The following is a 14,608-nucleotide window of genomic DNA, read 5'->3' as shown; positions in this document are numbered from 1 at the left end:
AGTTTAAATTATTGCAATTATATCTTAAATCTATTAGAAGCACTTTAACGATATTCTTATAAAAAGCGTAAGGATGTACAAGATGAAAATAATACTCTCGATAGTTCTCGCATTTTTATTTCTGGGATGCGGTGAAGACGGTAAAAAAGAGGTGCAACAGGCTCAGCCAAAGCAAGTTGTAAAAGAGGCTAGTGAAGTTAAAAAAACACCTTCAACAGAAGTTGTTGAAGCACCAAAAGAAGTCGTTGTAAAACAAGAAGAAGTCAAAGTAGACGGCAAGACTATCTTTAATGTTTGTTCTGCTTGTCACGGTCAAAATGCCGAAAAATCAGCACTTGGAAAATCTAAGATTATAAAAGGCTGGGATGCAGGAAAAATTGCAGATGCATTAAAAGGCTATAAAGAAGGAACTTACGGCGGAGTTATGAAAAGCGTTATGGTAGGTCAAGCTTCTAAACTTGATGATGAAAAGATTAAAGCAGTGTCGGACTACATCTCTAAGCTATAGCTTAGGGAGTCCGAATTTTTGAGTTATAAGTTCGCCTTCATCGTTAAAAAAAAGATAGTATAGAGTGTCTTTTTTAACACTCAGGCCTGCTAAATATCTAAGAGCCAGATTAGCCTGCAGAGATGCTATGTGCATAACAATAGGTGCAGCTATTCCTGCAGGTGTTTTTTGGATAATCTTAAAAGCATCCGTAAAAGATGAATTTTCTATGAAACATACTTGTCCGTGAAAAGCTTCGACACTTCCATATACCCACGGCACGTTTTTTCTTTTTGCATACTCGTTTATCTCACCGCGGCTTGGAAGATTATCCGTAGCATCTATGATTAAATCAACATCAATATTTTTTTTAGAGAACTCTTCAAAGTTACATTCATGAGCTATGGCTTTAACATAAGGGCATCTTTGCTCTATAAGCTGTGCATTGATAACAGCTTTGTTTTTGCCTACATCACCGCTTTTAAAAGCTATTTGGCGGTGAATGTTGTGAAGAGATACTTCGTCAAAATCTATCATATGGATTTCACCGATTCCACTTGCGCCCAAAGCAAAAGCCAAAGAACTTCCAAGTCCGCCTGAACCGACAACAGCTATCTTTTTAGTTTGCAGAAGATTTTGAGTCTCTTCGCCCCACAGTTGCACCTGACGGTGAAAATAATTCATCATGTTCTTATCCTTTTGTTCATCATCTCTTTAAAACCCCAAGAGCGTCTTGCTCGAATAACTTCCGTATGGCTCATGTCTACTATCATAAGTTCTTCTTTGTTGCCTAGGTGGGTAAGCAGCTCTCCGTTTGCAGATGCCAGTATGGAGTCTCCGTAAAATTTCCACGTAAACTCTTTATCTTTGTACTCACCTATGCGGTTAGCTCTAAGAATGTAGCAGTTGTGAGTAAATGCACGAGAAAGTATCAGACTCTTCCATCTGTCGTAAGAGTCAAAAGTCGAGACACTTGGAAGCAGGACGGCATCTACGTTTTTAGCAGATATCTGTGTCCACAACTCATCAAAGTGAAGCTCAAAACCGCTGATGATTGCAAACTTGAAACCGTCAACCTTAAAAATCATAGGTGTCTGTATAGGTTTGATGTCGTTTGCAAAAAACTTCTCTTCATTCCAATGTGTATAGTTTATAAGAAGTTGTTGTTGATAGTAAGCGGTAGAAGAGGGAGCAAATTTGGCTACTGTTTTATAAACCTGCTGCTTTTTTACGATTACGAGAGGCACGACTATCGTCATGTTGTAAGTAGAAGAGAGTTCTCTTAACACTTTGCTCTGATGCTCCGCCTGCTCTTTAATCATAGAGACAGACATGTTTTCAAGTTCTTTAAAAAAAGGGTTTAAAACATATTCGCCAAGAAGTAGGACTTTAACACCTTTGCTGTTTGCGACTCGTATGTAATTGTATAGTTTTGTACTACTCATTCCCTGCGCACTGAGTTGTAGCACCGCACAACGCATCAGCTATTCTTTATTTCGTTGATTTTTATAACGGCTTCTTCGAGTATCTTGCTGGCTTCAGCCAACTCTTTCATACCTTGTTCATACGCTTTTACACTGTTTTGGAGTGTGATCTCAGGATTCATTAGAGTCTCTAAAGTCTTTTTTGCATTTTCGAGTTTTGTCTCGAAATTCTCTGTCTTACTCATTGAGTGCATCCTTTACATAATCTTCAAATTTGTCAAGTTCAACCAAGAAGGCATCATGACCGTAGTCGCTGTCTATATCTATATAGTCATAATTTTCATTGCCTATTTGACTAAGAGTGTCGGCTATAGTTTTCATCTCCGTGTTTTTAAAGAGCAGGTCATCTCTAAAACTGATGAGATGCACTTTTGCAGTTATCTTTTTAAGAGCTTCTGCAAGTGAATCAAAATCACGGGAGAGATCAAAAATATTTATAGCTTTTGTAATATACAGATAAGCTAACGGGTCAAACCATTTTGTAAAGTTGTAACCGTTATATTCCAAATATGATTCAACTTGAAACTTACCGAAAAGTTCGTAAAGACCGTCAGTCCTTTTATACTCTCTGCCAAATTTACTTGCCATTGATTCATGAGATAAAAAGCTGATATGTCCCGCCATACGACCGACCGCCATACCTGCGAGACCCTGTTCTTTTATAAGCTCAGGATCATAATAACCTTGTTTAAATTCCGGATCTTTTAGGATTGACTCTTGTGCAACTTTATTAAAGGCTATCGCCCAAGGCTGTGTTGCATGTGTAGATGCCATAGAGATAATCTTGTTTGCAAAGTTTGGAAAGTGGATAGCAAACTGAAGAGCTTGCATTCCGCCCATAGAACCGCCGACAATAGCATGAACTCTGTGAATATTAAGTCTGTCAAAAAGGATGCGTTGAGCTTTTACCATATCTTTTATGGTTACAACGGGAAACTTGTAGCGGTAATAATCATGATGATGGTGCTGCATGCTCATAGGACCCGTTGAACCGAAACAACTGCCTATGACGTTTGAACAGACTACAAAATACTTATCTGTATCTATAGCCTTGCCCGGACCGATAAGTCCATCCCACCAACCGGGTTTTGTCTCATCTTCATATACGCCTGCACAGTGGTGTGAACCTGTCAGTGCATGACAAACTACAACTACATTGCTCTTGTCTTCGTTTAGCTCACCATATGTCTCATATGTGATGTCGTAAGGTTCTAAAATACGACCGCTTTCAAGATAAAGAGGATTTGTAAAATGCTCAGTATGTGTTTGTAGGTTCAAGGGCAAGTTGTAGCTCTCCATAAAATAATTGTGTTATTTTAGCGAAAATGACTTAATACTAATTTGATTGAGGGAAAAAGGGCAAAATAATCTGCCCTTTATTTCTCTACGCTAAGCTTCTAAAGCCTGTTTCATATCATCTATAAGATCTTTTATGGATTCAAGTCCGCAAGAGATTCGGATAAGTCCCTCAGGAACACCGCATGCGATAAGTTCATCTGGAGTAAGTTGCTGGTGAGTCGTAGATGCAGGATGAGTGATGATTGATTTAGAATCACCGATATTTACAACCAGAGAGTAAAGCTTAGTTGCATCTACTATCTTTGTAGCTTCTTCTAAAGACGCAACTTCAAAACTTAGAAGACCGGAACACTGTCCGTCTTCAAAATACTTTTGTGCATTTTCATAGTTTGAGTTGCTTTTTAGTCCTGGATAGTTTACTTTCTTGACTTTTGGATGCGACTCTAAAAACTCTGCAAGTGCAAGTGCATTTTTAGAGTGTTCACGCATACGAAGAGAGAGATGCTCCATTCCTTGGATGAATAACCATGAGTTAAACGGAGACGATACTGCGCCTAAATCACGAAGAAGTGAAAGTCTTGCTCTAAGGCTAAACGGAGGAAGAGGAATATCTGTGTAAACCAGACCGTGATAAGAAGCGTCAGGTTCATTAAAATGGGAATACCTGTCATTGCCTTTTAGTTTATCGACCAGACCGTTTCTCTCTACCATAATACCGCCGATAGCAAGACCTTGACCTGTTGTGTACTTAGATGCACTGTGAACCGTGATGTCGGCACCAAACTCAAAGGGGCGGCATAAAACAGGAGTTGCTACCGTGTTATCCACCACTGTCAGAATGTTGTGTTTATTTGCAATAGCAGTTATAGCCTCGATGTCGGCAACGTCAATGCTAGGGTTTGTCAAAGATTCAAAGAAGATGACTTTAGTCTTAGCATCTACAAGTGCTTCAATCTGCTCTGGTTTATGAACATCAAAAAATCTTGCTTCGATTCCAAATCTCTTTAATGTATGAGCAGTCTGAGTTAAAGAACCGCCGTAAAGCTGTTTGGCACAAACAATGTTATCTCCGGCTTCAGCAGCATTTGCGATAGCAAAAAAGATAGCACTCATACCGCTTGAAGTAGCGATTGCCGCAGCACCGCCCTCAAGCTCTGCAAAACGTTTTTCAAACACATCCGTAGTAGGGTTGTTAAGACGAGTGTAGATGTTTCCAAGCTCTTTTAGAGCAAATAGATTTGCAGCATGTTCAACATCACGAAACTCATAAGCTGTTGTCTGATAGATAGGGACTGCCATAGTCCCCTGAGCGTCTTTTTCGTAACCGGCATGCAGTGCTTTTGTCTGTAAATCCATAATATCTCCAATAGAGGTGGTTTAAAATATTTGAGCAATTTTATCAAAAATTGCTTAATATAAAAATATGTAATATATTGGTGTTTGCGTAGAAGCTCTTTAGTAGCCTTTTACATGTAGTAGTCTGTATTGTTCACAAGCTCTTTCATATCCAATGTTGCAGGCTTTACCAAATAATAACTTTGCTTTTCTTTTGTCCTGTTTTATGTCTTCACTACCTTGTTTATATAAAACACCAAGATAAAAACAGGCCTTAGAATGTCTTGATTTACATGATTTGGTAAATAGTTTTTTCGCTTTTTTTCTGTCTTTTTTTACCCCGTCACCATTAACATGTAAAACTCCAAGCTCTATACAAGCATACTTGTCTCCACCATCACAAGCTTCATCGTAGAGTTCGGCAGCTCGTTGCATATTTCCTTTTTTACATTCAGCCAGCCCATCTGTTAGTAAAGTAGCGGATAAAGTTATATTTAACAAAAAAACAATACTCATTATTATTCTAATCATTTCAATCCCTAGTAATTTTTTAATAGTCGTAATTCTAACAAAATTGTAATAATGCTGACTTAATTAAAAAAGTTAGATTAATTATTCTTTATCAAAACTATCAACTATTATTGCACCCATAGATGCCGGCATTGCAATAACTATCATTCTCTTTATTGCAATAAATGAATTGTCTAATATTGGAAACTTGTCAATTGCCAATAGTATCATAGCGACTACGAAAACAGTTATTAAATAAGCTATAAAAACACGAAATACAAATACTAAAAATCTTTTTTGAATATTTGCTTGAAATACATTCTCATATGCATAAAATGATAAAAAACCAAATGATAAAAAAACTAAAATCATTAAATTAAATATAGGAAGTGTTTCTCCAATCTTCCAAGCTTCTTCTGAAAAAGAAATAGGCACAGCAAGTGCAAAAGCGCCGATGGCTATTTGAGAAACATCTTCTAAATTGAAATATAAGTTTATTTTCTTTGTCATTTAACTACTCTGTTTTTTCCACTGTTTTTTGCTTTATATAAAGCTTTGTCTGCTGTTTCAATTAATTTCATTGCACTATTTACATTGTCATCTGTTTGACCAACTCCAATACTTACTTTAACACTAAAGTCATCAAATGTTAGTTTTGATATATTCTCTCTCATCTTATCAGCTATCTTAAAAGCTTGATTGACAGTTGTATTTGGCATAAGAATAACTATCTCTTCTCCACCATATCTGGCTGCCATATCCATTTCTCTAATATTGTTGTTTAAAAACTTACCTATTGTTTTTAGTACTTCATCACCTTTTTGATGTCCATATGTATCATTTACTTTTTTGAAGTCATCAATATCAATCATCAATAAAGAGAGTTTTCTATGACTTCGTTTTGACTCACTGATCTCTTTAGCTAAAACAACATCAAAAACATCTCTTAAATAGAGTTCGGTAAGCTCATCAATTGTTGCCATTTCGGATAATACATTACTTTTTTCTTCTTCAATGATTTTCGGTTCAGATAAAATATTGACAATATTTGTTAAATAATCTAATGAAGCGACAACCAAGCCTACATCTCTTTGCAAAATATTATTTAAATTTTTATAATGAGAAATTATCTCTATAAAAAGCTTTTTTGCTTCTTCATTACTTTTAAAATGTTCATGCGTAATGGAAGATAGAATAGTTTTATATAAGTTATCAGGATAATAATCTTCATATTTTTTTAAAATACTTTCATCATCTAATATCTTTTCTATATCAGAAATTTTAAAAACAATCTCTTCATTTTTTATAATATCTTCTATCTCTTGTGTCTTCATTTGTTGTTTTAACCTTTTAGGCAAATAACCTTTTGAAGTCTTCGCTCTCTTTTAAATTCTCAAACAGCTCTTCATTATCAATTTCATCTTTAAGATTAGGGGATTTTTCTATTGCTGTTGTCAAATCTGCTATTGCTTCTTTTTGATTTCCAAGTGCAGCGTTTGCACAAGAACGTTGCCAATACGCATATCCGTAATCAGCATCAATCTCTATCGCCTTGTTGCTTAGATTTAGAGCCCATTCATATTCATCCATATCAATAACAGCATCTGCTTTGTAGGCATAAACTTCCGCATCATTCTCATTTACTTTTAGTATTTCGTCATATATATCTATTCTTGATTGAGTGTTCGTTTCCAAATTTGAACGCATCCATAGAGAGTGAATATATTGGGTGTTGTATATTTTATTTTGATTGTCTAGTATTTTTTTTGATTGTTGTGTCATGCCTTCTTCAAGGCTTTGCATTTGAGCATTGTATTTTTGCGTGATTTTATTCACTCTTTCTTCAATAATATTTTCTGTCTTACTTCGAATATCTCTAAGAGAGTTCCAGCCTGCAAAAATAAGTATTGACGTAGCAGCGGCAATTAAATAAAATACATTTCCAATTGTATCAGTCATGTATCTTGCAGCTCGATCTGTTTGTTCAACTTCTGTTCTTGTTATTCTTCTCTCAACTTCATTTCTTAATTTCATATTTTCTATACGCAAATCTTTTAGTTCGTCTAAAATATATCTTTCAATCAGAGGTTTTTCCAACAATGGCTTTGACGCATGAGCATCTTTGTCATTGGCAAATACTACACTTGAAAATATGAGCAACATAAAAAATATAAAAAACTTCAACGTGAAATTCATAGATAGCCTTTGTTATTAAAAATTACTTTCATTATAACAAAGATGTCTTCAATAAAATTTAGATATAAAAACTTCTACAACCATATAGTTGGTTGCAGATTAACGCTTTTCGTAAAGAGATTTACTTCTAGCATTAAGAAGGGTAGGTTTTTGAGAGAGAAACTCATCTACTGCGATGGCACACTCTCGTCCTTCATGTATTGCCCAGACTACTAGTGACTGACCTCTGCGCATGTCTCCGGCACTAAAGATGCCCTCTACAGAAGTTGCATAGTTATTTGTTGCTACGTTGCTTCTTGGGTCAGTTTCAAGTGAGAGTTCTTCTATCATACCTGTCTGCTCAGGTCCTAAGAATCCCATAGCCAAAAAGATGATGTCTGCTTTTAGTATAAATTCGCTCCCATCTATCTCAGTGAAACCTTTATCTCCCCATTCTATTCTTGCACAGTTGATGCCGGTTACATTATTATTTTCATCTTTGATGAACGATTTTGAGAGGATGTTATAGTCAAGCTCGCAACCCTCTTCCTGAGAAGAAGATAGTTTAAATACTCTCGGGTAAGTAGGCCACGGCATCCCATCGGTACGCTCAAGCGGAGCTTTTGGCATCAGTTCTATCTGCGTGATAGATGCAGCGCCTTGACGAACAGAGTTTCCGACACAGTCACTTCCAGTATCACCGCCGCCGATAACTACTACATGTTTAGCAGTTGCTAGAATCTCTTTTTCTTTTGGAATCTCTTCACCTTCGATGCGGGAGTTGCACTGAGATAAAAACTCCATAGCAAAGTGGATGTTGTTAGCATCTCTGTTTTGTATCGGTAAATCTCTCGGCAGAGATGCACCACCGCACAGAACTACGGCATTGTACTGTTCCTGCAGAGATTTTAAAGGTATATCTACGCCGACATGAGCCTCAGTGATAAACTCTACGCCTTCTTCTGCCATAATGTCTACACGACGCTGAACAACTTTTTTCTTGTCAAGTTTGAAGTTTGGAATACCGTAACGCACAAGTCCGCCGATGCGCTTGTCTCTCTCATAGACACTTACGGCATGTCCGGCTTTGTTTAGCTGATTTGCAACGCTGAGTCCTGCAGGCCCTGAACCTACAACGGCAACTTTTTTACCCGTACACACTTTTGGTATCTGAGCTTTCATCCAGCCTTCTTCGTAAGCTCTCTCAATAATAGAATACTCGATTCCTTTAATGGTCACTGCATCATCATTGAGACCAAGCACACATGCAGTCTCACAAGTAGCAGGGCATACACGGCCTGTAAACTCAGGAAAGTTGTTTGTGCTCATAAGCGAGCGAAAAGCGTTTTCCCACTTGTCTCTGTATACTTGGTCGTTAAACTGAGGTATGAGATTGCCAAGCGGACAGCCATAGCTACTGTGACAAAACGGAACTCCGCAGTCCATGCATCTGGCGCCTTGGAGTTCCATTTCTTCTTTAGATGCAGGAGTTACAAATTCATTGGAGTGCTTGATACGCTCATGTACCGGCGCTAGTGAAAAGTTTTGACGTTTGTACTCTTTAAATCCTGTTATTTTTCCCATAATCAAACCCTCCTATGCGCTTATATGTGCTGTAACATCTTGTTCATCTTTTCTTCTTTTTAGATGTGCAAGAACCCGTTTGTAATCTACAGGCATGACTTTAATAAACTTCCCTTTACTTGTCTGCCAATTTGCTAAAATATCAGATGCCTCTTTTGAAGAGGTATATTTGACATAATTTTCTATCATACCTTTTACTTCTGCTTCATCTTCATCTGTCTCGATTTTGTCAAGGTCTACCATGCCTCTGTTGATTCTTTTAGAAAGATTGTCGTGTTCATCATAGACATATGCTATACCGCCGCTCATACCCGCTGCAAAATTCTTTCCGATTTCACCAAGGATGACTACACGACCGCCTGTCATATATTCACAACCGTGATCGCCGACGGCACCTACTACTACGTTGGCACCTGAGTTACGTACACAAAAGCGCTCACCTGCAAGACCGTAGATATAAGCTTCACCGCTTGTAGCACCGTAAAAAGATACATTTCCCAGTATTACGTTTTCGTTTGCCTCATAAGTCGCGTTGTGGGGAGGGTAGAGTATAAGCTTACCGCCGCAAAGACCTTTACCGAAGTAGTCGTTTGCATCTCCCTCTATCTCAAAAGTTATTCCGCTGTTTACAAATGCACCAAAACTCTGTCCGCCGCTTCCCGTGGCTTTGAAGTAAATAGTATCATCAGCAAGACCGGCATCTCCATACTTGCGCGTAACTTCTGCTGAGAGCATTGTTCCTACTGTACGATTGATGTTGCGGAGTCTTATCTTCTCTTTAATCGGAGTTGCATTTTTTAGTGCAGGCTGGGCTAACTCAATAAGTCTGTTATCAAGCGCTATATCCAAGCCATGGTCTTGTTCTGTAGTCTTGTAAGCCGTATCGTCGCTTCTCAGGTGAACACGGTGTAAAAGTTTGTCAAGTTGGAGATGCTTTGCTTTCCAGTGGTTTACACCCTCACGAGCTTTTAGTTTGTCTGTACGACCCACCATCTCGTTGATAGTTCTGAATCCGAGCTCTGCCATTATCTCACGTAACTCTTGTGCAATAAATTTTACATAGTTTACTATGTGTTCAGGCTTACCAGTATATTTTGCACGCAGTTCTTTATCCTGTGTAGCGATTCCGACAGGACAAGTATTTAAGTGACACTTACGCATCATGATACAACCCTCGACAACAAGTGCAGCAGTAGCGATTCCCCACTCCTCAGCACCCAGCAGAGTCGCTATAGCAATATCACGACCTGTACGAAGCTGACCGTCAGTCTGTACTACGATGCGTGAGCGAAGACCGTTTTTAACTAGAGTCTGGTGAGTCTCAGAAAGACCAAGTTCCCAAGGAAGACCGGCATGTTTGATGGAAGTCTGCGGAGATGCTCCCGTACCCCCGTCAAAGCCTGAGATAAGAACAACGTCTGAGTGCGCTTTTGCAACACCTGCGGCAATGGTTCCGACACCTACTTCAGATACAAGTTTGGTGTTTATACGAGCTTTGGTATTTGAATTTTTAAGGTCATGAATCAATTGCTTCAAATCTTCTATAGAGTAGATATCATGATGCGGAGGAGGGGAGATAAGCCCAACACCCGGGGTTGAGTGACGGGTACGACCGATAATCTCATCTACTTTGTGACCTGGAAGCTGACCGCCTTCACCCGGTTTTGCACCTTGGGCTAGTTTAATCTGAATCTCATCAGAGTTTACAAGATAGTTTGCAGTTACGCCAAAACGCCCGGACGCGACCTGCTTGATCCTGGAGTTTTTCTCAGTACCAAACCTCGCAGCATCTTCTCCGCCTTCACCTGTATTGCTTCTTGCACCGATGGAGTTCATAGCGATGGCTAGTGTAGTGTGAGCTTCTTCTGAGATAGAACCGTAACTCATAGCTCCCGTAGCAAAACGAGTGATGATGGACTCAACGGATTCTATTTCGTCAATGTCTATAGGCTCTTGTCCTTTAAAATCAAGAAGCGAGCGAAGAGTCACATAAGCTTCTTGAGGTTCGTTTATAAGTTTTGCATACTGCTTATAAGTCTCGTAACTATTGTTTTTTGTAGAATTTTGAAGCAGGAAAATCGTCTCAGGTGTAAAGAGATGGTTTTCTCCACGTTGACGGTAGGCATAGTGACCTCCGACAGGTAAGTCATTTGCCTCAATAATATCACGAGGATAAGCTATAGAGTGACATAAAAGAGTCTCTTCTTCGATAGTGTCTATGTCTATACCTTCAAGACGAGTCGGCGTACCTTTGAAGTAGTTGTCAACAAGGTTTTGAGAAAGACCGATCGCTTCAAATATCTGCGCGCCCGTGTAAGAGCGTATGGTCGAGATACCCATCTTTGACATTACTTTAAAGATTCCTTTTCCGATGGCTGTTATGTAGTTTTGTATAGCCTGCTCATGAGTGATGTCTTCATCTATAAGTTTACGAGCGCGCATATCTTCAATGGACTCAAATGCCAAGTAAGGGTTGATGGCATTTGCTCCGTAACCGATAAGCGTAGCAAAGTGATGTATAGCTCTTGCTTCGCCTGTCTCTACGACTAGACCGCAGTTTGTTCTGATGCCCTCGGAAATGAGGTGATGATGAACGGCACTTGTAGCAAGCAGAGTCGGAATGGCAGCTTGGTTGATAGAAGTGCCTCTGGTTGAGAGTATGATGACTTCAAAACCTCTCTTTACCGCATCGCTTGCCTGTTTTATGACAGAGTCAAGGGCTTCTTTCATTGAACCCGGTTTTTTGGAGTCAAAAAGTATGCTTATTTTTTTAGCACGGAAATTAAACTCGTTGATACCGCTGAGTTTCTCAAACTGTTCATTAGTCAAAATAGGGGAGTTTAGTTTTATGAACCTGCGATCTTCATCCACTTCTTGGAAAAGATTTCCCTGAGGTCCTATGTAAGAGACTAAAGACATAACGGACTCTTCTCTGATAGGGTCAATCGGAGGATTCGTCACTTGTGCAAAAAGCTGATGGAAATAGTTGTAGAGATTGATGGAAGCATTTGAAAGGACTGAAAGTGCCGCATCGTTACCCATAGAACCTGTTGCTTCGTATGCCGTATTTGCCATTGGTGTTAGAGTGACTTTTAAGTCCTCTTGAGTATATCCAAAACATTTCTGACGTTGAAGAATTGTCTCATGATTTGGTTGTTTTACTTCGTTGTTAAGCTGTAAATCATTAAGGTCGATTTTTTGTTTTTCTATCCACTCGCCGTAATTATGGACACTTGAGATATTTGCTTTAATCTCATCATCGCTGATTATTCTGCCTTGCTCCAAGTCTGCCAAGAACATCTTGCCCGGTTGCAGTCTTCCTTTTAGAACTATGTCTTCAGTTGGAAATTCCAAAGCACCTTGTTCAGATGCCATTACTAAAATATCGTCTTTTGTAAGAAAGTAGCGTGAAGGACGAAGACCGTTTCTATCAAGCGTTGCACCGACTACTTTTCCATCTGTAAAGGCTACGGAAGCAGGACCGTCCCAAGGTTCCATAAATGTTGCGTGGTATTCATAAAAAGCACGTCTCTCTTCATCCATCTCTTCATCTTTCCAAGCTTCAGGAATCATCATCATCATAACGTGAGCAAGCGGGCGACCTGCAAGGGTTAAAAGTTCTATAACATTATCAAGAACTGAAGAGTCTGAACCTTTGGCTTCGTTGATGAGGTAAGGGTAGATTTTTTCCAACTCATCATCAGTGAATAGTTTTGATTTGAGCATAGATTGACGTGCCCGCATCCAGTTTATGTTTCCGCGAAGAGTGTTTATCTCACCGTTGTGAGCTATGTATCTAAAGGGCTGAGCAAGAGGCCATGAGGGAAAAGTGTTTGTTGAGAAACGACTGTGAACCAGTGCGATAGCAGATTCATAATCCGGTTCGTTCAAGTCAGGAAAATACAGAGGCAGTTGCTCAGTGATAAGCTGACCTTTATAAGAGATGGTCTTGTGTGACATCGAAGGCATATAAAAGTATCCAGTACCGTTGATCGGTGAAGCCGTTACTTTTGACTGTGCATACTTACGGATTACAAAAAGTTTACGCTCAAAAGCATCTGCGCTTTCAAGGTCAGGGTTTCTGCCTACAATAACTTGATGTACATACGGTTCAACATTTTTAACCGTATATCCAAGTGTCTCGTTTGAAGTAGGGACTCTTCTCCACCCGATAAACTTCTGTCCAAGCTCTTCGATGCAGTTTTCTACTATTGTCTTACACTCTGCGTAAGCTTCAGGGTCTTTTGGTAAGAAAACCACACCGACACCGTAGTGTTCAAACTCAGGCAGGTCAATGGAGTCATCTTTGAGGATTCTTCGTAAAAATCTGTCTGGCATCTGTGTTAGGATTCCCGCACCGTCACCTGAGTTTTTCTCAGCTCCGACAGCACCGCGATGCTCAAGATTTGCTAAAAGTGTAATACCTTTTTGTACAATGTCGTGAGATGAAATTCCTTTTAAGTGGGCAACAAAACCGACACCGCATGCGTCATGTTCAAATTCCGGATTATAGAGACCCTCCCTCTTTGGTAAATACTCAGCTTTCATGGTTTTTCCCTTCAAAATAATTCACGCAGATGTAATCATAATTTCTTAAAATAATATCTAAAGTAATATTAAATACCTATTCATAATTATTGAGAAAAATATAATAAAACAGTGTATATATAAAATGCTTATGATAAAATATATAATAATAAAATTTATAATTATGGGGACCGATGAATGTCATCTAATCAAAAAGTACATTGGGATGATAGATATAAACTAGGTATTGATGCTATAGATACTCAGCATGAGAAGCTGTTTGAGTTGGTTAACAGACTCTTTGACCTTGAAGATTCAAACAGTGATAAAGAAGAACTTAGAAAAATATTATATGAGTTTAGTGACTATATGAAAGTTCATTTCCGCGATGAAGAAGAGTATATGGCATCTATAGATTTTCCAACTCTTGAAGAGCATAAAAAATTACATCAAGAGATTATTGAAAGCATTGCTCAGGTTATTTCTACACCGGCAAAATTAAATATCATAAAGTCTAAGATGAGAATAGTCTCAAAGCGTGCTTTGATAGATCATATAATGCATGAAGATACTAAGATGAATATATTTTTGGCTGAGAAGGAAGATGAAAATATATTTGATATCTCAGATATCTAAGTAGATTCTTTTTCTATTCGTAAATAACTACAGTTCCCGCTAAGAGGTCGTGAAGACCTCTTTTGTCACGTCTAAAAGCTACCATAAAAAAACCTATTAAAAGTGCTAATGTAGATACGATGTAGCCAAAAGAACGGGTTACGGCCTGTGTATTGTCAATATCTTGAAGAGTCTTAGCATCTACGATTTTAATATGGACAAATTTTTTACCGGGAGTAGCACCTCTCCATCGTCTCCAAAAGAGCATTGTAACAAGTAAAACTGCCATTTCAAAAAGAAGTTCCCATTTCAAAGAAGTTTGCGGTTGAGATTCCAGAGCTTTTTGAGCATTTCCGCTCATAGCGTAAGCGATGTTTTGTTGATATTGTGCGAAGTCAAACCAGTTGCCATCACTTAAAAAATAAATGACAACGGCTACTGGCAGAGCCAGAAAAAGAGTGTCTAAGAATGAAGCAATAAAACGAATCCAAAAACCTGCGTATTTTACTTCATTCATAATTTATCCTTGAGATAACTCTACCTCGAAAGAGGTAAGCTTTAGTGCCCTAGCGGCTAGCGTAATAAAGATGGG

Annotated in this window: 14 protein-coding genes; 2 read left to right on the top strand and 12 right to left on the bottom strand. The window is 38.6% G+C overall.

Annotated elements, in window-relative coordinates; translation table 11 throughout:
- Nucleotides 1-82 precede the first annotated feature (82 nt).
- Nucleotides 83-508 (top strand): cytochrome c, encoded by a 426-nt coding sequence (locus ABYK18_RS00185; protein WP_373034505.1) that lies wholly within the window; start codon nt 83-85, stop codon nt 506-508.
- Here the strand turns inward: ABYK18_RS00185 and ABYK18_RS00180 are convergent.
- The 11 genes from ABYK18_RS00180 to gltB form a co-directional block, all read right to left on the bottom strand.
- Nucleotides 503-1,174 (bottom strand): ThiF family adenylyltransferase, encoded by a 672-nt coding sequence (locus ABYK18_RS00180; protein ID WP_373034504.1) that lies wholly within the window; start codon nt 1,172-1,174, stop codon nt 503-505. The two genes, ABYK18_RS00185 and ABYK18_RS00180, sit on opposite strands and share 6 nt — an antisense overlap.
- Complete coding sequence (locus tag ABYK18_RS00175) at nt 1,171-1,968, bottom strand: carbon-nitrogen hydrolase family protein (protein WP_373034503.1); 798 nt, start codon at nt 1,966-1,968, stop codon at nt 1,171-1,173. Before ABYK18_RS00175 ends, ABYK18_RS00180 begins: the two co-directional genes overlap by 4 nt.
- Nucleotides 1,968-2,156, bottom strand: a complete 189-nt coding sequence (xseB, locus tag ABYK18_RS00170) for an exodeoxyribonuclease VII small subunit (RefSeq protein ID WP_373034502.1) — start codon at nt 2,154-2,156, stop codon at nt 1,968-1,970. The genes ABYK18_RS00175 and xseB overlap by 1 nt, the downstream gene beginning before the upstream one ends.
- Nucleotides 2,149-3,270: a homoserine O-acetyltransferase gene (locus tag ABYK18_RS00165; RefSeq protein ID WP_373034501.1), complete on the bottom strand. Its 1,122-nt coding sequence runs from the start codon at nt 3,268-3,270 to the stop codon at nt 2,149-2,151. Before ABYK18_RS00165 ends, xseB begins: the two co-directional genes overlap by 8 nt.
- 90 nt (nt 3,271-3,360) lie before the next feature.
- Entirely contained in the window at nt 3,361-4,626 is a 1,266-nt protein-coding gene (locus ABYK18_RS00160; RefSeq protein WP_373034500.1) for an O-acetylhomoserine aminocarboxypropyltransferase/cysteine synthase family protein, read from the bottom strand.
- A gap of 99 nt (nt 4,627-4,725) precedes the next feature.
- Entirely contained in the window at nt 4,726-5,136 is a 411-nt protein-coding gene (locus ABYK18_RS00155; RefSeq protein WP_373034499.1) for a tetratricopeptide repeat protein, read from the bottom strand.
- Between the two features lie 81 nt (nt 5,137-5,217).
- Entirely contained in the window at nt 5,218-5,625 is a 408-nt protein-coding gene (locus tag ABYK18_RS00150; protein WP_373034498.1) for a DUF2391 family protein, read from the bottom strand.
- Nucleotides 5,622-6,449 carry a GGDEF domain-containing protein gene (locus ABYK18_RS00145; protein WP_373034497.1) on the bottom strand — a complete coding sequence of 276 codons (828 nt, stop codon included), beginning with the start codon at nt 6,447-6,449 and terminating at the stop codon, nt 5,622-5,624. The genes ABYK18_RS00150 and ABYK18_RS00145 overlap by 4 nt, the downstream gene beginning before the upstream one ends.
- Before the next feature lie 16 nt (nt 6,450-6,465).
- Nucleotides 6,466-7,311: a tetratricopeptide repeat protein gene (locus ABYK18_RS00140; RefSeq protein ID WP_373034496.1), complete on the bottom strand. Its 846-nt coding sequence runs from the start codon at nt 7,309-7,311 to the stop codon at nt 6,466-6,468.
- 99 nt (nt 7,312-7,410) lie between these two features.
- A complete protein-coding gene (locus ABYK18_RS00135) occupies nt 7,411-8,874 on the bottom strand; it encodes a glutamate synthase subunit beta (RefSeq protein ID WP_373034495.1) in 1,464 nt (487 codons plus the stop codon).
- A gap of 12 nt (nt 8,875-8,886) precedes the next feature.
- On the bottom strand, nt 8,887-13,422 hold the full coding sequence (gene gltB / locus ABYK18_RS00130; protein WP_373034494.1) for a glutamate synthase large subunit: 4,536 nt from the start codon (nt 13,420-13,422) through the stop codon (nt 8,887-8,889).
- Nucleotides 13,423-13,599: 177 nt separating this feature from the next.
- On the opposite strand from gltB, the gene ABYK18_RS00125 reads away from it, so the two are divergent.
- Nucleotides 13,600-14,037, top strand: a complete 438-nt coding sequence (locus tag ABYK18_RS00125; protein WP_373034492.1) for a bacteriohemerythrin — start codon at nt 13,600-13,602, stop codon at nt 14,035-14,037.
- A 13-nt stretch (nt 14,038-14,050) separates the two neighbouring features.
- On the opposite strand, the gene ABYK18_RS00120 is transcribed toward ABYK18_RS00125, so the two are convergent.
- Complete coding sequence (locus ABYK18_RS00120; protein ID WP_373034491.1) at nt 14,051-14,533, bottom strand: RDD family protein; 483 nt, start codon at nt 14,531-14,533, stop codon at nt 14,051-14,053.
- Nucleotides 14,534-14,608 lie beyond the last annotated feature (75 nt).

The sequence above is a fragment of the Sulfurimonas sp. genome (assembly GCF_041563495.1).
Classification (GTDB): Bacteria; Campylobacterota; Campylobacteria; order Campylobacterales; family Sulfurimonadaceae; genus Sulfurimonas.
The sequence above is the reverse complement of the archived record's forward strand: the minus strand, read 5'-3'. Positions and strand labels throughout refer to the sequence as shown.

What these genes read in the sequence shown, in the direction of transcription:
- ABYK18_RS00185 (WP_373034505.1), top strand. Translation starts at nt 83, where the DNA reads ATGAAAATAATACTCTCGATAGTTCTCGCATTTTTATTTCTGGGATGC.
- ABYK18_RS00180 (WP_373034504.1), bottom strand. Translation starts at nt 1,174, where the DNA reads ATGATGAATTATTTTCACCGTCAGGTGCAACTGTGGGGCGAAGAGACT.
- ABYK18_RS00175 (WP_373034503.1), bottom strand. Translation starts at nt 1,968, where the DNA reads ATGCGTTGTGCGGTGCTACAACTCAGTGCGCAGGGAATGAGTAGTACA.
- xseB (WP_373034502.1), bottom strand. Translation starts at nt 2,156, where the DNA reads ATGAGTAAGACAGAGAATTTCGAGACAAAACTCGAAAATGCAAAAAAG.
- ABYK18_RS00165 (WP_373034501.1), bottom strand. Translation starts at nt 3,270, where the DNA reads ATGGAGAGCTACAACTTGCCCTTGAACCTACAAACACATACTGAGCAT.
- ABYK18_RS00160 (WP_373034500.1), bottom strand. Translation starts at nt 4,626, where the DNA reads ATGGATTTACAGACAAAAGCACTGCATGCCGGTTACGAAAAAGACGCT.
- ABYK18_RS00155 (WP_373034499.1), bottom strand. Translation starts at nt 5,136, where the DNA reads ATGATTAGAATAATAATGAGTATTGTTTTTTTGTTAAATATAACTTTA.
- ABYK18_RS00150 (WP_373034498.1), bottom strand. Translation starts at nt 5,625, where the DNA reads ATGACAAAGAAAATAAACTTATATTTCAATTTAGAAGATGTTTCTCAA.
- ABYK18_RS00145 (WP_373034497.1), bottom strand. Translation starts at nt 6,449, where the DNA reads ATGAAGACACAAGAGATAGAAGATATTATAAAAAATGAAGAGATTGTT.
- ABYK18_RS00140 (WP_373034496.1), bottom strand. Translation starts at nt 7,311, where the DNA reads ATGAATTTCACGTTGAAGTTTTTTATATTTTTTATGTTGCTCATATTT.
- ABYK18_RS00135 (WP_373034495.1), bottom strand. Translation starts at nt 8,874, where the DNA reads ATGGGAAAAATAACAGGATTTAAAGAGTACAAACGTCAAAACTTTTCA.
- gltB (WP_373034494.1), bottom strand. Translation starts at nt 13,422, where the DNA reads ATGAAAGCTGAGTATTTACCAAAGAGGGAGGGTCTCTATAATCCGGAA.
- ABYK18_RS00125 (WP_373034492.1), top strand. Translation starts at nt 13,600, where the DNA reads ATGTCATCTAATCAAAAAGTACATTGGGATGATAGATATAAACTAGGT.
- ABYK18_RS00120 (WP_373034491.1), bottom strand. Translation starts at nt 14,533, where the DNA reads ATGAATGAAGTAAAATACGCAGGTTTTTGGATTCGTTTTATTGCTTCA.